The organism is Spirosoma aerophilum, from assembly GCF_054782495.1.
On record NZ_BAAGSJ010000013.1, the window covers coordinates 1,597,069 to 1,618,689 of the forward strand.

Sequence of the window (21,621 nt, forward strand, 5' to 3'; positions counted from 1 at the left end):
GTTGATAGAAGCCTTTTTTCTCAGCATTTACTATCTGGAATCTTGAAGAAGCGGTCAAAATGTTAATTTACTCCCGTTGGCCAGGGTAAGCTTACCGTTCAGAATTAAGGCACTTACCGTTTTGTTGGCGTTAACTGTAACGGTATGGGTTGCCGATATAATAACTTCATCGGAAGCGGTGGGCAGACAAGAACATTGCCAGGTTGATGGACTATCCCAACTACCACTCTGCACACTCTGTACAAAATTGACATTGATTTTATACACTTTCCCGTCCATCAGGGAAACTACATACAACTCACCATCTGGTCGTTCGCCAAAGGAAACTGGGTTTGACGTAAACGAAACCGACTGCTGCACGTTTTGAAAAGCCCCGGATGTCTCCCGCTTCAAGGTCCAATAGACTCCCCTGGCGTAATCTCCATAAACATACCACCCTCGCAAGCCGGGGTGTTTGGTTCCCCGGTACACATAGCCTCCGGTTATGGATGCATCCGAGACCGTTTTATACCCGGCGTAATCCAGCAGGGGCATGTGGTAAGTTGTATTTGATGGGCAGGTTACGTTGTATGGGTGACTTCCCTCGAAACAGGGCCACCCATAATTTTGGGGCGCTGGAGAACCGGCACGGGTAAAGTTCAGCTCTTCCCAATCATCCTGACCTACGTCGCCCAACCAGAAATCACCGGTTTGTCGGTCGAAACTCCAGCGCCACGGATTGCGAAGTCCAAGTGCATATAGTTCGTCGGGCACTCCGTCATTCGGGTTGGCATACGGATTGGTTGGTGGAATGGAATAGGGAAATCCGGCGATTACGTCAATTCGCAGGAGTTTTCCATGAATGTCAGTTAGATTTTGGGCCAGTTTGCCGGTGTCACCGATTGAGTTTCGGGCACCGGGCGAAGAATCACCTGTCGTAATATACAGATACCCATCCGGCCCGAATCCGATTCGGCCCGACCGATGGCCGCCCATTGGGTAGGGTATTTGAATGATAGTAACGCCGGAGGCTAAATCAGCCAGATCTGGATTAATGCTGTTTCTCGTAAAGCGGGCAATTACGGATGCCATATCTCCTTTTCGGGAATAATGGACGTATATGTAGCCATTGCTGACATAATTCGGATGAATCGTTATCCCAAAAATACCTCCCCAATTGGGGTCATCGATTAGAGAACTAATATCCAGAAATGTTGTGGTAGTTCCATTTTTGACCAGTTTAACTCTTCCGTCCGTTTGAGCAATCAAAAATTGATCGTTGTTTATAAAGGCTATGTCGCAAGGCCGGTAAAAGCCGGAGGAGACTATGTCGAACTTGAGTTTCGGCGCTTGCCCAAACAGTTCCAATGATAGAAGAGCGAGGAAAAAGATGTTGCGTGTCATCCAACAATCAATAAGATAATGCTACCATTGTTCCACAAGATTGATGCCGAATAATGACTAAATATTATACCGTTAGTTAATTTTTATAAACAATTTAGTACACATATTAACATTCTTTAAATATAAATAAAGCGCCATACCCAGAGGACGCTTACCTGGGTATGGCGCTTTTAAGAAACACCTTTTTAAAGAAATTTTCTAGTGCGAGTCCCTTTTCACTTCGCTACCTGACCCGCCCCGGAGGAAATCGAAATCAGCTCCTTCATGCGCCTGCGTCACATGCCGAATGTATAAATTGACATAACCACGGTCATAGCCTAAATCGACCGGTTTGAAATGAACCAGACGGCCAGCCAGCTCCTGATCTGACACGTGCAGATGTAAGCTCCGGTTTTCGACATCGAGCGTAATCATATCGCCATTTTGAACCAGGGCCAGATTACCACCCACCGCCGATTCAGGTGATACGTGCAGCACCACCGTCCCAAAGCCGGTACCACTCATACGCCCGTCCGAAATACGAACCATGTCATGAACGCCCTGCGCCAGTACTTTGGCAGGCAATTGCATATTGCCAACTTCGGGCATGCCCGGATAGCCCTTTGGCCCTACGTTTTTAAGGACCAGCACACAGGTAGGGTCAACATCCAGATTCGGATCATCAATGCGGGCTTTGTAATCGTCGATATTTTCAAAAACTACCGCCCGGCCGGTATGCTGCATCAGGTGGGGCGATGCCGCCGACGGTTTGATCACCGCGCCATTCAGGCACAGGTTACCCCGTAAAACAGCCACCCCCGACTCCGGTTTAAAGGGTTGATCGACCGACGCAATGACAGCCGGATCATAACATTGCGCATCCACGCAGTTATCGCCGATCGACTTTCCGTTTACTGTCAGGGCGTCGTTATTGAGTACATCGCGCAGTTCACGAATAACAGCAGGCAGACCACCCGCATAAAATAAATCTTCGACGAAGTGCTCACCCGATGGCTGGAGATTAGCCAGCAGAGGTATCTTCGCCGATAGTGTATCGAAATCGTCCAGCGTCAGATCGACGCCAACCCGACCGGCAATGGCCGTCAGGTGCAGAATGAAATTCGTTGATCCTCCCAGAGCCGCATTGACCATGATGGCATTTTCGAACGCCTGACGGGTCAGTATCTGGGATGGTTTGGTACCTTCCTTCACCAGTTCGACCATCCGAACGCCCGTCATATGGGCCAGCACTTTCCGGCGCGAATCGGCAGCCGGAATGGTGGCATTATCGGGTAATGACAGGCCGAGCGACTCGACCATAGCGGCCATTGTGCTGGCGGTACCCATTACGGCGCAGTGCCCCTGGCTACGGGCCATACTCGCTTCGGCCGCAATGAACTCAGACTGGCTCATTTCGCCCATTTTGAACGATTCGGCAAAGCGCCAAAGATCGCTGGTACCGATCTTACGACCCTGAAAACGGCCCGCCAGCATCGGCCCACCCGATACCACCATCGTGGGAATATCAACACTACAAGCCCCCATCACCAGCGAAGGCGTCGTTTTATCACAGCCGCACATGAGAATAACCCCGTCGATGGAATTACCCCGAATACTTTCCTCCACATCCATGCTGGCCAGGTTACGGAACAGCATGGCCGTTGGTTTTATCTGGCATTCGCCCAACGACATGACCGGAAATTCCAGCGGAAATCCACCAGCTTCCCATACACCCCGCTTGATGGCTTCGGCCAGTTCGCGAAAGTGGGCATTGCAGGGCGTCAGCTCCGACCAGGTATTACAAATCCCGATAACGGGTTTACCTTCAAATTCGTGGTGTGGAAACCCCTGGTTCTTCATCCAGGCACGATAAATAAAGCCGTCTTTTCCGGTGCGGCCAAACCAATCTCGGGAGCGTAATGGCATTTTGAGTAAGCAATGATCAGTACTGTGTAAAGCTTGCCGCTGGTGTATTTTACTTTCACGATCGGCCAAACAATTTACTACTTTGCCAATCAACTATACGCTCTATGGCTATGAAATTCACGTATAATTTCTTTTTCATCATTCTTTTTCACGTATCGCTGTCAAGTGTTTCGTTTGGGCAAGCGGTGAGCGACTCGGTTAAAAGGACGATCCGGGAGCAAGTGATCAGTCGGATCGAGAACAAGGTAGCCGTTGGAACAGTCGTCGTGTTTTTAGAGAATGGCCAAGAGGATTATTTTGTCTATGGTAACGGCAGCGCCGTCAATGGAAAGCCGATCACCAAAAAATCGGTCTTCGAAATCGGCTCGATTAGTAAAACATTCACTTCCCTGCTGCTGGCCGATCTGGTTCAGAAAGGAACGGTCAAGCTGACGGATCCCATTGATAAATACCTGCCTGAATCGGTCCGCATACCCAGCTATGACGGGCACAAGCTCACGTTTGCGGATTTGGCGTCTCATACATCGGGGCTTCCCCGCATGCCTGCTAATTTTAATCCAAAAGACCCGGCAAATCCCTATGTCGATTACAGGTCTGATGAGTTATTTGCCTTCCTGAAAACGTATCAGCTCAAGCATGGCGTGGGCACCTATGACTACTCTAACCTTGGCGCGGGGTTATTAGCCCATACGCTCTCCGTCATTTCGGGAAAGAGTTATGAACAAATGCTACAGGATGTCATCTGCAAACCGCTTAAGATGACCCAGACCAGCACCTTGAATACCAGCCCTTACCTAACCACCGGTCACTCCTATGTGCGGCCAACGGCCCATTGGGACTTTGATGTAATGGCCGGTGCAGGTGCCATTCGGTCCAATGCCGAAGATATGGTCCGTTACCTAAAGGCCGAAATGGGCTTGCTTTCTACGACGTTGAAACCAGCAATCGACCTAACCCAGCAACCCATCCACGAGGCTGGCAAAGACATGAAAATTGGTTTGGGCTGGCACATCCGCTCCATGAACAACGACGAGATAATCTGGCATAATGGCGGCACCGGCGGCTATCGAAGCTTTGCCGGGTTCAGTCGAAAAACGAATAAGGGGATTATTATTCTCAATAATTCGGAGCAATCGCCCGACGATATCGGTTTTTACTTCTTCAATCCGTCTACAAAAATCACAACCATCAGGAAGGCCACTTCCATTTCTAAACAGGTGTTGCAATCGTACGTGGGTGTTTATCAGATAGCCCCCGGCAGCGAGTTCGATGTTAAACTGGAGGGCGATCAACTCTTTGTCAAACTGATGAAACAGGATTACATCGAGGTATTCCCGGAATCCGAAACCAAGTTCTTTTATCGGGTAATAGATGCTTCTCTGGCTTTTTTTAAAAATGAAGATGGGAAAGTTGTCAAATTAGTACTTTACCAGAATGGCAGAGAAATTCCGGCCATGCGGAAGTAGGTTGAGGGTCATAGTTGATTAAACTAGTTTACTGTCGGCATAAACAACAGGCAAACCGGCATGGAAACGGAAATTTCCTTTCCAGTAGCCGTCAGCTTGCCCGTTTGTTTATCCCGCTTAAACAGCGTTATGTTGTCCGAATCCTGATTGGCCACAAGAACAAAATTGCCGGTGGGATCAATGGCAAAGTTACGGGGCGTTTTTCCATTTACAGCTTGATGGCCGACCAGCGTGAGTTTCCCCGTTTTCTGGTCAATGCTGAATATGGCCAGACTTTCGTGGTCGCGGTTGGAGCCGTAAAGGAACTTTCCGTCGGGCGATATATGAATGTCGGCACTCCATTTCTTACGGGTATACCCCTCCGGCAGGGTGCTGATTGTCTGAAGCGCTTCTAACTGGCCTTTCGAGTTCCTAAAACCGGTTACCATAGACCCCATTTCCTGAATCACATAGGCAAACTTTCCGTTGGGATGAAATGTAAGATGGCGCGGTCCTGAGCCCGGTGTCACTGCGGTAAAGGGTGGATTTCCAGGGGTAAGCTGCCCTGTTTTCGCATCCAGCGCATAGGTCATGATTTTGTCGGTTCCCAGATCAGGGACAAACACATCTTTGTTATTGGGTGCGATATTGATGGAGTGCACGTAGGGCTTCGTCTGGCGTTCGGGATCAATACTCTTGCCCTCGTGCGTGATCACCTGTGCCACCTTATCCAATGAACCATCTGGTTCCGCAGGAAAAACGCTCAGGCTACCACTTCCATAATTACCCACCATTACCCATTTACCTGTATGATCAATGGCAATATGAGCCCCGCCCTTGCCGCCCGATGCCTGCGCATTCAGCAGCTTTAAGAGACCCGTTTTACCATCAATGGCGTACGCACGGGCCGAATCGGCAGAGGCTCCACCAACGGAGTATAGAAAGCGTTTATCTGCCGAGATCGCGAGGAAAGATGGATTCGTTACCCCTTTGGCAATGCCGACGAGCGCAAAATCACCGGTTTGGGCATTGAACCGAAAGACATAGATACCCTCGCTCGTTTTGCGCGTATAGGTACCTACATAAAGGTAATAGTCAGTGTTTTGCGCGACGGCGAAAACACTGACTAAACACTGGATAGTAACCAGAAAAGCGAGGAAGCGAAGGTTCTTTTTCACAGACAGGCAGTTATTGTTGACCACGATCTTTCCTTGCAATAGTCCGGCACGTTTTCTTTTTACTCATACGGTAGCCTAAATTTCGTTAGGGAGCCATGCCAGCTTCGGCCACCAGGGTGAGTAAGGCCGCCTGAATGGCTTTGTAACTGTCTTTATCTAACCACCACTCCGTAAGCGAATGGTTCCCGCCCGTCAGGCCGCCCTGGCCAATGGTTACTGCCGGAATCCCCTTGGAAATAGGAATATTGGAGTTGGTCGACCCTCGTCCGATTTTGGGCGTTTCCCCAAAATAAGCCACTGAGGCCATAGCCCGTTGAACCAGGGGGAGCGTTTCGAGCAGTTCTCCGGATGGCCGTTCACCAATCCTGACAAAATCGACCGTTAACAGAGGGCCCGATCGTCGCATAGCATTATGTTCTTCCAGCGCTTTCTGAACCGACTCTTTGAGGATGGCATCGATCAGGGTCAGGTTTTCGGGAATTTCAGAGCGCATATCGACCTCCATCCAGGATTCAAAAGGAATCGAATTCACCGACGTACCGCCCCCAATCCTACCGACGTTGAAACTGGTACGGGCACCCGTTTTCGTAAATTTATCGGCCGCTTTTGAAAAATAATGGATGGCCGATCCCAACGCATGCTGGGGATTTGCTAAACCAAAAGCGCCCCATGAGTGCCCACCGGGGCCTTTGAAAATAATCTTGTATCGATTCGAGCCCAACCCCATATTGCTCACCCGGCCTAAAGCCCCGGCTTCTATGGAGATCCAGGAATCGATGCGTCGGCTTTGGTCGCTGAACAGGTGCTTTACGCCCCTTAAATCGCCAAGGCCTTCCTCTCCTACCGAGCCGATGAATAAAACGTCGGATTGGGTTTCTATTTTAGCGGCCTCCAGCGCTCTTAACACGGCGACCACAGCTACCAGACCCCGCGTGTCATCACCAATGCCGGGCGCATAAAGGGTATCTCCTTTTGCTTTAACCGTAACATCGGTTTCTGCCGGAAACACCGTATCCAGATGCCCATCCAAAGCCACACAGGTAGTTCGTTTCTTGCCTTTTCGCAACGCCATTACGTTCCCCACCTTATCAATCCAGACCGAATCGGCACCGGCTTCTTTTAGCATCGTCGAGAAACGCGCACCCCGTTTTTCTTCTTTAAAGGGGGGAGCCGCAATTTCAGTCAGCATGATCAGCTCATCCCGATTCTGCTTTGTTTGGGCCACAATGAATTGAAAGGCCTGCTGTATCTGCTTATTTTTCGATAACCGGTCAATATCCTTTGTGTACTGCGCGTCTACTTTGCCACTTCGTCCGGCATCCTGCTCCTGAGCGAATGCGTTGGTTGATGGAAGGCTAATCTGAATAGTCATCCCCAGGATGAAGCCCGTTAGTAATTGCTTTTTCATTGTTTGCTTTTAGGTTGTATTTTTTGTTTGGTAGTCGATACTCATTAATTGTTCTGCCTGTAAAAGGGGCACCGGCCTGCTACTTCCAAATGACGGATTGGTCGATACTGCCAATGGTTGCCCTACCTGTCAGGGCCATCGCCAATTCCAGCTCCGTGCGCAGAATGTCCAGCACTTTTGTTACGCCAGAAGCTCCACCGCAAGCCAGACCGAAACAAATGGGTTTGCCTACCAGAACAGCACTGGCTCCAAGTGCGATGGCTTTCAGCACATCCGTACCCCGCCGGATGCCGCCATCCATGAGAACCGGCACACGTTTGTTCACGGTTTCGGCAATGCGCGGAAGAGCCTCGATCGTGGCGGGTACGGTATCCAGATTGCGGCCGCTGTGGTTGGACACCACTAGGCCCGACACGCCCGCTTTCACCGCCATGTCGGCATCGTCAGGATTCAGAATTCCCTTGAGCAGAATCGGAACATGGGTAAATGACTGAAGCCACTCGATGTCTTTCCAGGTCAACGACTTCGTCAGCGCAAACGCATCGACCATGTGCGGAGTTGTGATACCTTCGGGCATGGCAAAGTTCACGCGCTGCTGGCGATTACGGACACCCGCCACGGGCGTATCGACCGTGACGCAAAGGGCCCGACACCCTTGTGCTTCAGCTTCCTGAACGAGCGCTTTGGTGAACTCCCGATCATCCCGCACATACAATTGAAACCAGAGGGGTTGCGTAGCAGCACGGGCGATCTGCTGAAGGGGCGTGTTGGTAAAAGAGCTGACGATATAAATAGCTGAAGCGGCTCCGGCACCTTTAGCGGTGGCCAGTTCACCATCGGGATGCATGATTTTGTGGTATGCCGTTGGCGCGACAAGAACAGGATACGCCAGATCCATACCGAAAAGAGATGTCCGGGTATCAATCCGGCTCACATCGACAAGTACCCGCGTATTGAGCTTTATAGCGTCTAAAGCCTGTCGGTTCCACCGAACCGTAATTTCATCGGCGGCACCGCTGGCAACATACTCATACGCCATTGGCGTCATCCGTCCCGCTGCCAGTTTTTCAACATCATGTAGATTAATAATGTCGGATAAATCGTTCAGGTCGTGTACCGGTAAGTTCATGACGGGTATTGAGGGTTAACAAACACATTACTTTTTCGCCGGTACAGCCTCCATAAGCAGGGCATAGGCTTTGTTCAGGGCTTTGCCACCCGCCTGTGCTCCTTTATAATGCCCTAATCGAACCACAACCAGATCATGCGACGGGATCATCGTAACGGATTGACCGCCAGCCCCCAGCATCATATAGGCTTCTTTCGGAATGGGGCGGGCGCCATCACCATTTATCCAGAACAGGCCACCGTAGATCGGCCGACCATCGGCTACCCAGGGCTCAGCCAGAGTGCTCACAAATTTTGTAAAACCTTTAGCCAGAATCCGTTCGCCGTTCCAGACGCCATCCTGTAAGTACAGATTGCCCAGCCGGGCCCAGTCTCTACCCGACGCGAACTCATATCCCTGCGTTAAAAAGTTGCCGGACGGGTCAGCCTCCATGACCATCGTGCGCACTCCTATTTTGTCGAACAACTGCCGCTGGGGAAAGGTGTGATAGACCTCCCCTTTGCGCTCAATGCCCAGCCGGTTCAGATAATTGGTCAATACGGGGTCGCAGTTACGATAGCGCCCAACGGTGTTGGGTAGCCACTGTTGAGGCAAATTAGCAGCATAGTCGAATGAGTTGCCGGCATCGGTATACAGGTATAAATGGTCCGGGTAGCCAAGGGCAGGGTCATAGTCAGGGTCCTGGGGTGCCCGGCAATACAAGCCGCTCGACATGTGCATGATGTCCATAATTCTGATTTTGGACCGCGGGTCACCTTTTTTCTGCCATTGCGGAATGGGAGCCGGTTGGTCCAGGGTATAAACACCCTGGTTAATTAAAACACCTAAGAGCTTGGCGGAGAGGCTCTTACCCATCGACCAGCTTTCGAGCGGGGTATCTTTGGTTATACCATCGCCATACCGTTCGGCAATGATTCGCCCTTTGTAGGTTACGACGAAGGCTGCCGTTTGGGCTTCGGCCGTTTCAAAGGCAGCCTTGACGGCTTCCGTTACTTTAGCCATGTTTAGTTCAGCAGGCACTGGGGTCGTCGGGAGCACATCGCCCATGGGCCAGGGAGTTGTGGCAGCATTGGGCAGGTTACGAGGTACGTTTACGGGTTTGTAGTTTAATGCCGTTTTGCCTTCGGGAAGTGTTACACATCCCTGATCGCCGGTGTAAATAGCCGTTCGGGTAACGCCATTGGGTAGCGTAATCGACACTGATTTCTTTGCGTAGTCGATAACGGGTTTGCCTACTTTAGCCCGTTCTTCATACGGACTTGTAAAATAACCCACGTTTTCAGCGGCAAAGTCGGGCTTGAGACCCGTTATGAACACCGCTGAACACATGATTTTAGCATAGCCTGACGTATGGTGCGACAGCGCATCACCCGGCGGGGCTTTGTACGGCGTTTTAAGCGACAGGCCGTTCGCCCGCGCCAGCATTTTTTCTTTAGCCGTTTGGGCATGACTGTAGCTCATGACAACGAACACCAGCGCAGAAATTCGTAAAATTTGATTCATATATCTAAACGTTCGTGGTAAGTTCCATTTGACTACGCAGCCCTTCGTCACTTTTGAAAGGATTCCAGCACCCGTTTTACAATACCGTCCATCGCTTTGGTGTCGATCCAGCGAACCACCATTACCAAATCATGTTCTGTATCGACGTAAATCATGTTCGTACCATTACCCAGATGGTAATAGCTGCTGGCGGAAGCTGATGGCAACAGCTTTTTGTCGGTATTGATAAAATAGTTCATGTAGCCGTAGGTCGGTTGGGCCGGTGTGGGTGTTCTCGATTGGTTGATCCATTGTTCAGAAATCAACTGCCGACCATTCCAGTTGCCTTTATTCAGCGTCAGCAAACCAAACCGGGCCATATCCAGCGCGTTGATGAACATACCCCCACCCCAGTGGCCACCTCCGCTGACGGATTGTACAGGCTGTCCATCCAGCACGATCCAGGAATTGCGGTAACCCGTCCAGCGCCACGTATTCGAGGCCCCAATGGCATCCATAACATTCTCTTTCAACACTTGCGGCAGTGGTTTCCGCCAAACACTGGTCGCTGCCAGGGCCAGCGCATTGACCCGAACATCGTTGTATTCATAGACGGTACCGGGTGCATTCCGTTTACGATTCAACCATTTGGCCGCATCGGGGTCCGGACGGTCGGCCCAGTCGGGTTTGCCCCAGAGGGTACCTTCCCAATCGCTGGTTTGCCGCAGCATATGGTCCCAGGTAAGGGTTCGGTTGTGTGGCGTCTGAAACGGGGTGATCAGTTCAGGTTGGCCAAATTCATCGGCCGGGCGCGTCACGGGCTGGTTGTATAACTCAATGGGCGGCACATAACTCGCTACCGTGTCGTTGACACTCCGAATCAGCCCCTTGTCGACGGCCAGACCCACCACGGTCGACAAAAAACTTTTAGTGACACTGTGGGTAATGTCGCAACGTTGGGGTTCGCCCCATTCGGCCACGATATACCCTTTATAAACGATAACTCCCGTAGGCTCACCCCGATCAGCGAAGGGGCCAATGGCATAGCCGAACGGCTCTTTGCCGAAGGACTGATAATGCGACTGCTCCATACTGCGGGGATTTTTTATCTCATTCTCCCGATGAAACGAAATCGCTTCCTGAATTTTGGCGGCTACCAACCCCAACTCAGCCGGTGTTTTGTGTTCCCATTGATGGGCAGCAGGAAAATAAGGACTGGTTTTGGGAGCCGCTTTCTTTTGGGCAAGTGTTGACGTACTGAACAGAACAAACAGGAGAAGTAGCTTTGAAGACATTTGATGATGAGGTTGTACCGACTAGAGGACTCAATAAACAACATTTTCGTCAATGTTTACGAAGTAACCCTGCGAAACAGCATCGATCAGGCAAAAACGAACGGGAACAGGCAACAAATGACTAAAGGGTTGCCGGAATTACCCTAAAAGGGCGAGGATTTCTGCGCTAAGAGTAAGCCCTTTGATTCGACCAAAGCAATTACATTGTCAGTAAAGTGCTTTAACTGGCTTTTCACGTACGGAGACGCTCGTTCACACCTCTGTAGTGGCGAGTTCCCCTGTTGGTTTAGGCTTCTTAACGGCGACGATATAGCACACTGGCTGTCAACCAAATGCGCGAACACGCCGGTAGCTGAACCGGTGAGACACGCATTGATGTCCTTAAATTGGTTACGAAATTTGAGGCTGATTTAGGCTTAATTGACGTGTCTCCTCAAGAAGAACCAAGATTTTCCAGCCCTCCTTCACTACAAAGCCCATCGGCGAAGGAACCGGCTTGGGTTTGCCATTAAGTTAAGATTGATCACGCAAGGGTACGGAGAAAGTCTGAAGGGTGAAGGCACTACGTTTATCATTCCGCTGCCTTTATCATTCCGCTGCCTTCACCCTCCCAAACTGTAAAGTATTTTTCTAACTGATATTCAATCCATTACCACTATTTTTGACTGGCCAGGACAAAAGGAATAACCAGGTTATACTTCACATTGACGAATCGGCCGGCTTGCTTGCCGGGTATCCAGGCAGGCATGGTCTGTACCAAACGAACGGCTTCCTCATTCGTACCATAGCCAAGGCCTTTCAACACGTTTACGTCCCTAATAAGGCCCTGATTAGTGACAATAAAGGCGACGAACACTTTACCATCAATCTTCGCTTTACTGGCGGCCTCCGGATAGCGCAAATTCTGTCGCAAGTAATTGCCAAGTTCAGCGTTTCCACCTGGAAAACTGGGTGGCACTTCGCAAACAGTAAAAACTTCTTCCTCCATAACCGGCGAATAGGTCGCCTGGGTTACGGATTGATTCGCTGACTGACCCGATTGCGTGGTCTGGCTACGGTGGCTACAGGCTATCGTTAGAGCTGTCAGGGGTAAGCCGATCACAAGTATCAGCCCGTACTTATTGATAAGCCAGTTTTTTTGTTGCGGTACCATAAACGTGGTTTGTTAAGGTAGAAAAAGAAAGTTGTTTCATTAAAATGGTTGCCTTGCGCACCCCACAGACTTAGTCGTAACTAAAGCCGATCCATGTAACAGGATTAATAGATAAATACGTTGTTTCTGACATTGGCCCGTCAGGATTTTTAGCCTTCGGTTAATCAATTCTGTTCAGGCTATCCGCGCATAGAGTAGCCGTAGCGGGCTTCTGGCCTCTTGACGATTGTACATTTATCCCGTTAGCCCATTCACCTTACTTCTTTAAACGCTGTACCGTACCCGTAAAGCGACCGGCATCAGGAGGGACTTATTCATTGTTTTCTATAGTCCCAAATGATGTAAGTTTTGACCCAATTCTGGCAGCCTCTCTCTCAAACAAGATAGACTTTTGATTCGACCAGAGCGGATAGTCCGCCAGTCAAGTCAACTAACTGATTTATCACCCATGAAAACGAGTCTCCTCAACTCCGTCGTTACCCGTTCACTTATTGGCTTAATGGCCTTATCGGCGACGGTTCAGCTCACAGGCTGTCAGCCAACTGATATTAAACCCTCGCCGACTCAACCCACTTCGGTGCATATTGTCCAGCCCTCGCCCAAACCAACGATTATATGTCTGGATGGTTGCCCGGACGGTGTTGTCAGGAATTTGCCCTATCAAGTCCCACAGCCCGTTGAAAACAACTAAGCCCATTTGAGACTATGTCCGGAAATAAACGGTCTGATTGTAGCCCCCTTACGGTCGACAACAATGGCTTACGAGCTAAAGACATGGACTTTAGTCAGGAACTGGTAACGAAATTTGGAGATGTTTTCAGCTTGATGAAGCTGTTTCAGCCGGAGATCAGGCGGGTATTGTTCAACCTGTATAAAAATGTCTTTTACACCGTCAAAGGAAAACAGAACGCTGCACCAGCAGACTACCAGCTTACCGTCACGTCAGCACTACTCAGGTCAACGAGTAAATGACGATTCGGGTCATCGACAACGGGTCGGGCATTTCCGAGTCGGTTGGGAGTAAAATCTTTACCCTTTTTCACCCCAAACCCATCGGTGAAGGCACGGGCTCAGAGTTGAGCTTACATTATGGCACGGTCACGAAAGCCTACGCAGGAGGATTGTTAGTGAAAATACGGATTGAAAAAGGGCAACTTTTTTGACACATGCACCGCCTGAAAACGTGTAATAGTTTCAATTCTTAAATTCGTGAGACTCAGCTATTTTGAAATTTTTAGCCCTGAATTATGTCACTACAAATTAACAAAGCCTATGTATGATATTGATTATCAAGGCACTATTTGTTTAGGAGTTTCGTTATAGACTAATTACCATCCAGAAAATGTCTTGTTTAAAAAAGTTGGATTCCCCTTTTTGATGGCCTTCATTCGCCCGGCTGTCACGGTAGCGGCCAAATTGATTGCCCCAGCGGTAGGCTCATCGGCACTGCCTTCCGTACTCTCCGCCAAAACCAGCGCCGTTTCCAGGTCCGATGCGACATCCTTACTGGATAACCGGGCTGATGCGTCAACTATGCTGATGCCGACCACTGTTGGCGCGCCTGAATTACCCCTCCTTGATGTTGATTTTTGTGGAGAATGTCTGCCCCTGGATCAAACAGATGTCGTTGACCGATGGAAACATGTGTTCACGCTGTTTCGCACCCATTCGAGCGATCTCGGCAGTCTTCGTCAACGGGCCGATGCTTTCTTTCCCATCATCGACCCGATCCTGGAGAAATATGATATTCCGGACGATTTTCGCTATGTGCCCCTCGCCGAAAGCGCGTTGCAGCCCAGAGCCGTTTCGCGGGCTGGTGCAGCCGGGTACTGGCAGTTGATGCCGGGCACCGCCCGTGCGCTGGGCCTTAAAGTAAGTGGAAAAACCGATGAACGGTTCAACGTGCAGAAAGCCACAGAAGCAGCCTGCCGCTATTTACGAAAATTATATGACCAGTTGGGTTCGTGGTCGCTGGTGGCGGCTGCCTACAATGCCGGGCCCGGATATGTAAAGAACCAGATCAAGCGGGATGAACATCGGGACTATTACCGGATGAAACTCCCCAGAGAAACCCGGTATTACCTCTATCGGGTATTGCTGTATAAAGAAGTTATGTCCCGCCCGGACGATTACTCCTCCTTCCTATCGCCGGTGCAACAGACGGCTTACCAGCCATTTGGCCGTTTTGCTTCCGGTCGTTTTAGTTAACCCGTACCCACGGACTTTAGTCCGTGTTCAATTCTATATATAGAGTATCTAAAAACACGGACTAAAGTCCGTGGGTACGGTTATACCAGCCGGATTCCTTTGTCTTCGATGACGATTTTTCGCTCCCGATACAGGGTTCCAATGGCTTTTTTAAAGGTCTTTTTACTCATTTCCAAAGCGGCATATATCTCTTCGGGGGGGGTGCTGTCGGTTAATGGGAGGAAGCCGTTTTCCGCTTTCAGCGTGGCCAGAATACGCCGGGCATTTGGCTCAACATTCTCAAAACCAATCCGCTGGAGGCTTACATCAATACGACTATCATCGCGAATGTTCTTGATGTACCCAATGAGCGGATCGCCCGGCCGAACCGTTCGGAAAATCTCATTGGCATATACCAGACCCTTGTGCCGGTTGTTGATAATTACGTTGACGCCCAGATCGGTCAGTTCATAAGCCAGCAGTTGTACTTCGTCGCCGATGGCCAGATCCTGTACATCATCGTCCAGAAAACGGCTTACTTTACTGGACGCGACCAGTCGGTTTGTTGCCGTGTCGAGGTACATAAATACGACGTACCATTGGCCTACCTCCATCGGTCGTGACTGCTCCCGGTGGGGTACCAGTAAGTCTTTCTCCAGTCCCCAATCCAGAAACGCACCGGCTGGCGTTACGGCCACAACCTGCAAAGCCGCAAACTCATTTCGTTGGATAGCCGGTGTCAGCGTAGTGGCAATAGGCCGATCTTCCGAGTCGGTATAGACGAATACGTCAATGTCGTCGTCAACCTCAAGTGTATCGGGGACGTATTTGTTGGGCAGCAGAATATCGTTACTAAAATCCTGACTTTCTCTGTCCGACAGGTCGCCCAGAAAAAATCCTACAGTCGTCTTCCGCAGGGCGGTTAACGTATTTATTTGTCCAATGGTAATCATAATCAGCGGGCAATCATCAGCTAACAGCACTCTTCTGTGCCATAGTATGTTGCAAAGGTCGTATAATCTGCTGACCCGGCCCCTATTTGGGGCTGTAGATTATGCGCCTTATCCTGTTTTATACCCAATTATGTTACACGTTTCCGCGCTTCATATCGTTATCGGACTACTCGCCTATAATTAAGTTAAGAAAACAATCTCTGGATCAAAATAAACCCTATTCATCTAAATCAGTTATTAGCTTATATCCGGCAGGGCATAACCCGTCGGCTTTCCTTAGCGTATTTGAATGCAGTCTGATACTACTAAATCTACAGATTCAACTTCTGATCGGCCTGTTGTGACCCGGCGGCTCGACAATATCTTTCTGGTGCTGGCAGACGTTGCTTCGTTTGTCGGCCGTTTTTTTCGGGAAGTTTTTTTACCTCCTTACGAATTTAAAGAGATTATTCGTCAGTGTTACGAGGTGGGTTTTCGGTCACTTTTGCTCATTTCCACAACCGGTTTTATTACGGGTATCGTTTTCACCAACCAGTCACGCCCGTCTCTTTCCGAATTCGGGGCTACGTCCTGGCTGCCCTCGCTCATTGCCATTGCTATTGTCCGTGCCCTGGGACCACTCGTTACGGCCCTGATTGCGGCTGGTAAGGTTGGATCGAGCATTGGGGCAGAATTAGGATCGATGAACGTAACCGAACAGATCGACGCGATGGAAGTGTCGGGGACCGACCCCTTTAAATTCCTGGTCGTGACCCGGGTTTTAGCGACCTCTTTCACCATTCCGCTGCTAACGATGTACACGATTTTTGTCGGGTTGATTGGTGCGTATATAAATGTCAATCAAAACGAACAGACCAGTTTTACGTCGTTCATGCAAGAGGTGTTCGGCGCCATCACTTACCTCGACATTTTTGCCTCAATCCTGAAGTCGATCGTGTTTGGCTTTACTATCGGAATGGTAGGCTGCTACAAAGGATATCACTCCTCCAAGGGCACCGAAGGCGTTGGCAAGGCGGCAAACTCAGCCGTTGTCACCTCTATGTTTCTGGTCTTTATCGAAGAACTTCTGTCGCTCCAGATCGTCGGCGCGATTCGGGGAAGCTGATATAATTTTGAATGATAGACTGTGTGAATGAGTGAATAAAAAAGTGGAACATTTTAACCTGCTATTAAACAATTAATCCTGGGTTTCCGGATTCAGCTATTAAGCAGGGGCTCAACACTCTACCCATATTCAATCATCCGTAATTCCCTCATTCACTCATTAAACTATGACACCATCTACTGAATCAGTTATTTCAATCACAGGCCTTCGAAAATCCTTCGGCGATCTGCACGTGCTGCGTGGGGTCGACCTGGATGTGAAGCGGGGGGAAAACGTTGCGGTGTTGGGGCGTTCCGGTACCGGAAAGTCCGTTTTAATTAAACTTATCATTGGCCTACTCAAACCCGATGCCGGAAAGATAGTCGTACTGGGCCAGGATGTAGAACAACTTCGGGGCCGTGAGTTAGACGAGTTTCGGCAAAAAGTTGGTTTCTCCTTTCAAAGCAGTGCGCTCTATGATAGTATGAGCATTCGTGAGAATCTGGAGTTCCCGCTTGTTCGGAACGTCCGTAATCTAAGCCGTGCGGAGATTGACAAAGCCGTGGAGGAAGCACTTGACGATGTTGGCCTGTCGCAGACAATCAACCAGATGCCATCAGAATTATCGGGCGGCCAGCGAAAACGCATTGGCATTGCCCGTACACTCATTCTGAAGCCCGAAATTATGCTGTATGACGAGCCGACCTCAGGACTGGACCCGATAACCAGTATCGAAATCAACAACCTCATCAATGAAGTACGGGAGCGGTTTCAGGCAACGTCTATCATCATCACCCACGACTTGACCTGTGCAAAAACCACCGGTGATCGGGTGGCCATGCTGCTGGATGGTAAGTTTGAGCGCGTTGGTCCCTTCGAAGAAGTTTTCGCCAACCCCGACGAGCGAATTCAACAGTTTTATAATTACAATTTCGTCAATTAAACAGTATACGTCATTTACGGTTTTCTACATAAACGGTTCCCTACCGGTACGCATTGAATGACCTGACTAAAGAGGGAATCTGACTGAAACCATAGTTGCCGATAACCACCAAAATCAAGATCTGAAAACTACGAATATGAGTACAGAATCAAACAAACGCTCCGTTGTTGTCGGCATTTTTGTCCTGCTGGGCATTGTCATTTTCCTGGCCGGGGTGTTTGTACTGGGCGGACAACAGAAACGCTTTACGAAGAGCTTTAAATTAATGGCTGTCTTTAAAGACGTAGCCGGGTTAAAAGTCGGTAATAACGTCTGGTTTTCGGGCGTAAAAATCGGGACGGTTAAACGAATCAGTTTCTTCGGCAACGCGCAGGTCGAGGTCGACATGAGCATTGAGGAAAGCTCCAAGCAGTACATTCGAAAAGACGCCGATGCAACGATAAGCTCAGATGGGTTGATTGGTAATAAAATCGTCGTGATAGCAGGAGGTACAACCAGCCACCCGGAAGTGGAAGATGGTGACCGTATCAAAACATCAGATGCTTTGAGTTCAGACCAAATCATGGCGACATTGCAGGAGAACAACAATAACCTTCTCAAGGTCACGAATGACTTTAAGGAGCTGGTTGGCAATCTCCGACGCGGTAAGGGAACTGTGGGGGCTGTTCTGACGGACTCACTGGTAGCCGAGAACTTTAAGAAGGCCATGCGCAATCTTGAGCGAGCATCGGACAACACCGTAAAAGTGACCGGTTCGGTATCGCAGTTTGCGGCCAAACTCAACACAAAAGGAACACTCGCGAATGAACTTGTGACCGACACCACCGTTTTTCGCCGACTCAGCCGTTCCGCCACCCAGTTGGAAAATACGGCCAGGGCAGCCAATCAAACGGTTAGTACACTGGGCCAAACGTCCACTAACCTCAACCGGGCATCTGAGAAACTGAACAACACAAACAGTCCCCTGGGTGTGCTTCTGACGGATCAGGAAATGGCCAGTAATCTCCGCACCACGCTGCGTAACCTGAGCCAGGGAACCGTATTGCTGAACGAGGATTTGAAAGCGGCTCAGAGCAATTTCCTGCTGCGTGGTTTCTTCAAAAAGAAAGCCAAAGAAGAAGCTAAGCAAAAAGAGGAGAATAAATCAAAAGTGGACAGCTCGGCCTCCGTAAGACCGTAGTGTTGAGCGGCCCGGCTTTCGCGACTATAAAATACAAGTGGGTCAAGGTACAGTTAATTGATGTACCCGTGGAGACGGCACTGGCAGCGACCAGCCGCAATTGGGTAATTTACCTGCCCTGTCTATAGTTTTAACAAAAGAATCAGGCTGAATCCCAAAATGCGCATTGAGTAGCGTAGGGTTCAGCCTGATTCTTTTGTCATTAGGTTATCTATCGGACAACGCCCTGAAAGATGGAGCCGACGTTTCCGTTGCCCATCTGGCTTACTGAAGTGGTATTTAACGTCAGCTTTTGCGTTATCGTTAAGGTATTACTGATTCCACTTTGTAAGGCCGCTGAACTTCCCACTCCCTGTACAACATTGTCGCTACCGTCCTGACTAATATAGCTAGTATGCCAGGTACCCGTTTGATTTAACCGTACCAAGTTGTTCGTACCCGTCTGTGTCAGGACGGCTCCAGGCCCGGCGGCATATGAAGTGGTGTTGAACTGATCTACGTAAGCCTTATTACTATTTCCCGATTGCTGGGCGGTAACCGACTGAAACGTTCTGCTATCGCCGTATTGGCTGGAGCTGAAAATGTTCTCGGCTCCAGACTGGGTTACCTTGGCATATGTATTGGCACCAAGCTGATTGATACTGGTCTGGTTGTCCGATCCTGTCTGACTTATCCAGAGAACATGGTTCTCACCGGAATAGGAGCCTCCCGTTTGATTGGCGTTTACAAGATTGTAACCCAATCCATTGCCATTGCTCTGGCTAATTCTAGCCTGGTTATACGTGCCCAACTGGGTCAAATAAGCCTCCTGACGATTCCCTGATTGACTAAGAAAAGCGTCATTAAAGGTAGGCGACTGGGCAAAAGTCGTCGTGATGGAACATACAGCCACCAGTGAAAGAAATACTTTTTTCATACTGTTTAGAAGAGATAAATAAAAGAAAAGCTTGTTTAAGGGCAAATCGACGGCGTATCGTAGAGCGACTTCAAAAAGGACTGTCCAGTCCTCTGGCCAGCGCTTGTACCAGAATTGTCTGATAAAAGACAGTGAATGATCCGTTCAGTTGAATACGGATAGCTGGGACCAGGGCGTAATCGAAAAATCCTGAGCAGGAAATAATTGGGTATAGGGGTCCATCCGATGAGCCGTAGTCCGTTGCGAATCGACCTCCAAGAGGGATAGATAAGGTACGTACGGGTACATTGAGCTGTTACTTATCTGCCGAAACGACATTCGGCAAGGCATCGAGAAGCCCATATCTTTTACCATAGGCAAACGAACAGTTTATGGTTGGTGTGGAACAATTACAACTACCCTATGCCTAACCGGAGCAAAGTCCTTTTGGCTGCCTGCGTAGACATGAGTCTATTTGGGGCAATTACATGTCTTTTGAGGAGATTTCAGAAGCCGTAAATAAATAATGACTCTTTTTTGAGCGTGTGTCTGAATTGTCCCTGGACGACCAGGCTGAACAGATCATCCAGACCTGGAAACGTCTAGGTTAGACCTAAAGGCACGTATCAGAGGCTTATTCCTGGAGAAGCAAATAAATAAGTCCGATACCATCGTTACAGGAACGTCAATCGCTTATATGTCAGGCTCGACCAATGGGGTGAAGGGTAATTCACAATAAAATAGGATCAATCCCGCTAGTTTATAGGTACAACTGAAGCATCGGGCAATTGCAGCGATGCAGGTTCTTCCGGCAAAGTAAAATGAATTAAGATAAGCCGCCACAAGGGAATAGCCGAAAGTAGACAATCGGCTTCGATACAGCTCAACCGCTTGGGTTACCCCAGACTAACGGAATACCATTGGGTGCCCTTCTTTTGGCACAATGAACTTGCTCTCAGGAATACTGGCACTTTTCAGGGCTTTCCTAAGGTCGTCGGCGGGTTCGAACAGGCCATCATCGCCTTGTTGAAACGTGCCAAAATGAATACCAACGGCCTGCGGTGTGCTCAGGTCAATAAATGCTTTTACTGCTCCGGCCGGTGATACGTGAACGGGAGCCATAAACCACTCGGGCCGATAAGAGCCAATAGGCAATAAGGCAAGTTTGATGGGGCCGGTGGGCGATTGACGGGCTTGTTCGGCTATCTTTTTAAAGTGCGGTCCATAGCCGCTGTCGCCACAGAAATACGTGGTACCGAAACTCGTGTGGAGTAAATAGCCACACCAGAGTGTTTCTTCCCGATCCCCCAGACCGCGATTACTAAAGTGCTGGGCTTGCGTGCAGCTGATAGCAAGTTTATCGTTGATCCGCAGCGTATCGTTCCAGTCCAGTTCCCGTTCTGTTCGCCCGTTCACCGACTTGGGCAGGTACGATACGCCGAGAGGTGTGATGAACAGCGGGTTGTGCGCTTTTACCAGTTTTTTGATGGTTGGTAAGTCAAGATGGTCGTAGTGGTTGTGGCTAAGCAAGACCACATCAATTGGCGGCAGCTCCTCAAAACGAAGCCCCGGTGGGCGTTTGCGTTTCACACCCAGCCACGATGTCGGTCCAACCCGCTCCGACCAAACGGGATCAGTCAGGATGTTCAGCCCATTCGTTTGAATTAGAAATGTGGAGTGATTGACAAAGGTGAGCACCAAACTATCGCCTTCAACGCGGGTGGCGGGTTTGGCTCCCACGAACGCGTCGGGTTGTTCAGGCCAGGGGCCTTTATCGCGGTTAAATAACCATTTTAACACCCCGCCCGAGGTTCGCTCGGGCATACCGGGATTGAAGAACTTCTTACCATTGAAATGATCGGTTACCGGTCCTTTGTAGCGCGGAGCGCAGGCAGTGATTATCAGCATAATTCCTGAAAACAATAAAAGGGGTAACGCTGATGGCAGGATGTAAGGTGGTGTCATCTGTAGGGCTTCTCCTGTATTTAGATAAGGGTTTTA

At 49.6% G+C, this 21,621-nt stretch carries 19 protein-coding genes; 8 read left to right on the forward strand and 11 right to left on the reverse strand.

Features of this window, described 5'->3' with window-relative positions; genetic code table 11:
* Nucleotides 1–54: 54 nt before the first annotated feature.
* Nucleotides 55–1,383, reverse strand: a complete 1,329-nt coding sequence (locus ACYVK4_RS17985) for a PQQ-dependent sugar dehydrogenase (RefSeq protein WP_461128905.1) — start codon at nucleotides 1,381–1,383, stop codon at nucleotides 55–57.
* A gap of 198 nt (nucleotides 1,384–1,581) precedes the next feature.
* Nucleotides 1,582–3,288: an IlvD/Edd family dehydratase gene (locus ACYVK4_RS17990; RefSeq protein WP_461128906.1), complete on the reverse strand. Its 1,707-nt coding sequence runs from the start codon at nucleotides 3,286–3,288 to the stop codon at nucleotides 1,582–1,584.
* A 104-nt stretch (nucleotides 3,289–3,392) separates the two neighbouring features.
* On the opposite strand from ACYVK4_RS17990, the gene ACYVK4_RS17995 reads away from it, so the two are divergent.
* On the forward strand, nucleotides 3,393–4,754 hold the full coding sequence (locus ACYVK4_RS17995) for a serine hydrolase (protein ID WP_461128907.1): 1,362 nt from the start codon (nucleotides 3,393–3,395) through the stop codon (nucleotides 4,752–4,754).
* Between the two features lie 23 nt (nucleotides 4,755–4,777).
* On the opposite strand, the gene ACYVK4_RS18000 is transcribed toward ACYVK4_RS17995, so the two are convergent.
* From ACYVK4_RS18000 to ACYVK4_RS18025, 6 genes are all read right to left on the reverse strand, one after another.
* The gene (locus ACYVK4_RS18000; protein WP_461128908.1) at nucleotides 4,778–5,911 is read right to left on the reverse strand and encodes a lactonase family protein; all 1,134 of its coding nucleotides are present in this window, start codon (nucleotides 5,909–5,911) and stop codon (nucleotides 4,778–4,780) included.
* 85 nt (nucleotides 5,912–5,996) lie between these two features.
* Nucleotides 5,997–7,319, reverse strand: a complete 1,323-nt coding sequence (locus ACYVK4_RS18005; RefSeq protein WP_461128909.1) for a M20/M25/M40 family metallo-hydrolase — start codon at nucleotides 7,317–7,319, stop codon at nucleotides 5,997–5,999.
* A 79-nt stretch (nucleotides 7,320–7,398) separates the two neighbouring features.
* Nucleotides 7,399–8,448, reverse strand: coding sequence for an alpha-hydroxy acid oxidase (locus tag ACYVK4_RS18010; RefSeq protein WP_461128910.1), 1,050 nt, complete (start codon nucleotides 8,446–8,448; stop codon nucleotides 7,399–7,401).
* A 27-nt stretch (nucleotides 8,449–8,475) separates the two neighbouring features.
* Nucleotides 8,476–9,951: a serine hydrolase domain-containing protein gene (locus tag ACYVK4_RS18015; protein ID WP_461128911.1), complete on the reverse strand. Its 1,476-nt coding sequence runs from the start codon at nucleotides 9,949–9,951 to the stop codon at nucleotides 8,476–8,478.
* A 47-nt stretch (nucleotides 9,952–9,998) separates the two neighbouring features.
* The gene (locus ACYVK4_RS18020; protein WP_461128912.1) at nucleotides 9,999–11,225 is read right to left on the reverse strand and encodes a serine hydrolase domain-containing protein; all 1,227 of its coding nucleotides are present in this window, start codon (nucleotides 11,223–11,225) and stop codon (nucleotides 9,999–10,001) included.
* 655 nt (nucleotides 11,226–11,880) lie between these two features.
* A complete protein-coding gene (locus ACYVK4_RS18025; protein ID WP_461128913.1) occupies nucleotides 11,881–12,378 on the reverse strand; it encodes an energy transducer TonB in 498 nt (165 codons plus the stop codon).
* Nucleotides 12,379–12,826: 448 nt separating this feature from the next.
* Between ACYVK4_RS18025 and ACYVK4_RS18030 the strand changes: the two genes are divergently transcribed.
* From ACYVK4_RS18030 to ACYVK4_RS18045, 4 genes are all read left to right on the forward strand, one after another.
* Nucleotides 12,827–13,069 (forward strand): hypothetical protein, encoded by a 243-nt coding sequence (locus ACYVK4_RS18030; RefSeq protein WP_461128914.1) that lies wholly within the window; start codon nucleotides 12,827–12,829, stop codon nucleotides 13,067–13,069.
* 14 nt (nucleotides 13,070–13,083) lie between these two features.
* On the forward strand, nucleotides 13,084–13,350 hold the full coding sequence (locus ACYVK4_RS18035) for a hypothetical protein (RefSeq protein WP_461128915.1): 267 nt from the start codon (nucleotides 13,084–13,086) through the stop codon (nucleotides 13,348–13,350).
* Nucleotides 13,347–13,541 carry an ATP-binding protein gene (locus ACYVK4_RS18040; protein WP_461128916.1) on the forward strand — a complete coding sequence of 65 codons (195 nt, stop codon included), beginning with the start codon at nucleotides 13,347–13,349 and terminating at the stop codon, nucleotides 13,539–13,541. Before ACYVK4_RS18035 ends, ACYVK4_RS18040 begins: the two co-directional genes overlap by 4 nt.
* 214 nt (nucleotides 13,542–13,755) lie before the next feature.
* A complete protein-coding gene (locus ACYVK4_RS18045; RefSeq protein ID WP_461128917.1) occupies nucleotides 13,756–14,586 on the forward strand; it encodes a lytic transglycosylase domain-containing protein in 831 nt (276 codons plus the stop codon).
* An 80-nt stretch (nucleotides 14,587–14,666) separates the two neighbouring features.
* Here the strand turns inward: ACYVK4_RS18045 and ACYVK4_RS18050 are convergent, their stop codons facing one another.
* Nucleotides 14,667–15,518, reverse strand: a complete 852-nt coding sequence (locus ACYVK4_RS18050; protein ID WP_461128918.1) for a CvfB family protein — start codon at nucleotides 15,516–15,518, stop codon at nucleotides 14,667–14,669.
* A gap of 289 nt (nucleotides 15,519–15,807) precedes the next feature.
* Between ACYVK4_RS18050 and ACYVK4_RS18055 the strand changes: the two genes are divergently transcribed.
* The 3 genes from ACYVK4_RS18055 (at nucleotide 15,808) to ACYVK4_RS18065 (ending at nucleotide 18,725) form a co-directional block, all read left to right on the forward strand.
* The gene (locus ACYVK4_RS18055) at nucleotides 15,808–16,623 is read left to right on the forward strand and encodes an MlaE family ABC transporter permease (RefSeq protein ID WP_461128919.1); all 816 of its coding nucleotides are present in this window, start codon (nucleotides 15,808–15,810) and stop codon (nucleotides 16,621–16,623) included.
* Between the two features lie 166 nt (nucleotides 16,624–16,789).
* Nucleotides 16,790–17,545: an ABC transporter ATP-binding protein gene (locus tag ACYVK4_RS18060; RefSeq protein WP_461128920.1), complete on the forward strand. Its 756-nt coding sequence runs from the start codon at nucleotides 16,790–16,792 to the stop codon at nucleotides 17,543–17,545.
* A gap of 136 nt (nucleotides 17,546–17,681) precedes the next feature.
* The gene (locus ACYVK4_RS18065) at nucleotides 17,682–18,725 is read left to right on the forward strand and encodes an MlaD family protein (RefSeq protein ID WP_461128921.1); all 1,044 of its coding nucleotides are present in this window, start codon (nucleotides 17,682–17,684) and stop codon (nucleotides 18,723–18,725) included.
* Between the two features lie 211 nt (nucleotides 18,726–18,936).
* On the opposite strand, the gene ACYVK4_RS18070 is transcribed toward ACYVK4_RS18065, so the two are convergent.
* Nucleotides 18,937–19,641 carry a hypothetical protein gene (locus ACYVK4_RS18070; RefSeq protein ID WP_461128922.1) on the reverse strand — a complete coding sequence of 235 codons (705 nt, stop codon included), beginning with the start codon at nucleotides 19,639–19,641 and terminating at the stop codon, nucleotides 18,937–18,939.
* Nucleotides 19,642–20,526: 885 nt separating this feature from the next.
* Nucleotides 20,527–21,528, reverse strand: a complete 1,002-nt coding sequence (locus tag ACYVK4_RS18075; protein ID WP_461128923.1) for an MBL fold metallo-hydrolase — start codon at nucleotides 21,526–21,528, stop codon at nucleotides 20,527–20,529.
* Nucleotides 21,529–21,621: the final 93 nt, after the last annotated feature.

Bases quoted from the DNA above. Each gene is read 5' to 3' on its own strand.
- ACYVK4_RS17985 (WP_461128905.1), bottom strand. From the start codon at position 1,383: ATGACACGCAACATCTTTTTCCTCGCTCTTCTATCATTGGAACTGTTT.
- ACYVK4_RS17990 (WP_461128906.1), bottom strand. From the start codon at position 3,288: ATGCCATTACGCTCCCGAGATTGGTTTGGCCGCACCGGAAAAGACGGC.
- ACYVK4_RS17995 (WP_461128907.1), top strand. From the start codon at position 3,393: ATGGCTATGAAATTCACGTATAATTTCTTTTTCATCATTCTTTTTCAC.
- ACYVK4_RS18005 (WP_461128909.1), bottom strand. From the start codon at position 7,319: ATGAAAAAGCAATTACTAACGGGCTTCATCCTGGGGATGACTATTCAG.
- ACYVK4_RS18010 (WP_461128910.1), bottom strand. From the start codon at position 8,448: ATGAACTTACCGGTACACGACCTGAACGATTTATCCGACATTATTAAT.
- ACYVK4_RS18015 (WP_461128911.1), bottom strand. From the start codon at position 9,951: ATGAATCAAATTTTACGAATTTCTGCGCTGGTGTTCGTTGTCATGAGC.
- ACYVK4_RS18020 (WP_461128912.1), bottom strand. From the start codon at position 11,225: ATGTCTTCAAAGCTACTTCTCCTGTTTGTTCTGTTCAGTACGTCAACA.
- ACYVK4_RS18025 (WP_461128913.1), bottom strand. From the start codon at position 12,378: ATGGTACCGCAACAAAAAAACTGGCTTATCAATAAGTACGGGCTGATA.
- ACYVK4_RS18030 (WP_461128914.1), top strand. From the start codon at position 12,827: ATGAAAACGAGTCTCCTCAACTCCGTCGTTACCCGTTCACTTATTGGC.
- ACYVK4_RS18035 (WP_461128915.1), top strand. From the start codon at position 13,084: ATGTCCGGAAATAAACGGTCTGATTGTAGCCCCCTTACGGTCGACAAC.
- ACYVK4_RS18040 (WP_461128916.1), top strand. From the start codon at position 13,347: ATGACGATTCGGGTCATCGACAACGGGTCGGGCATTTCCGAGTCGGTT.
- ACYVK4_RS18045 (WP_461128917.1), top strand. From the start codon at position 13,756: ATGGCCTTCATTCGCCCGGCTGTCACGGTAGCGGCCAAATTGATTGCC.
- ACYVK4_RS18050 (WP_461128918.1), bottom strand. From the start codon at position 15,518: ATGATTACCATTGGACAAATAAATACGTTAACCGCCCTGCGGAAGACG.
- ACYVK4_RS18055 (WP_461128919.1), top strand. From the start codon at position 15,808: ATGCAGTCTGATACTACTAAATCTACAGATTCAACTTCTGATCGGCCT.
- ACYVK4_RS18060 (WP_461128920.1), top strand. From the start codon at position 16,790: ATGACACCATCTACTGAATCAGTTATTTCAATCACAGGCCTTCGAAAA.
- ACYVK4_RS18065 (WP_461128921.1), top strand. From the start codon at position 17,682: ATGAGTACAGAATCAAACAAACGCTCCGTTGTTGTCGGCATTTTTGTC.
- ACYVK4_RS18070 (WP_461128922.1), bottom strand. From the start codon at position 19,641: ATGAAAAAAGTATTTCTTTCACTGGTGGCTGTATGTTCCATCACGACG.
- ACYVK4_RS18075 (WP_461128923.1), bottom strand. From the start codon at position 21,528: ATGCTGATAATCACTGCCTGCGCTCCGCGCTACAAAGGACCGGTAACC.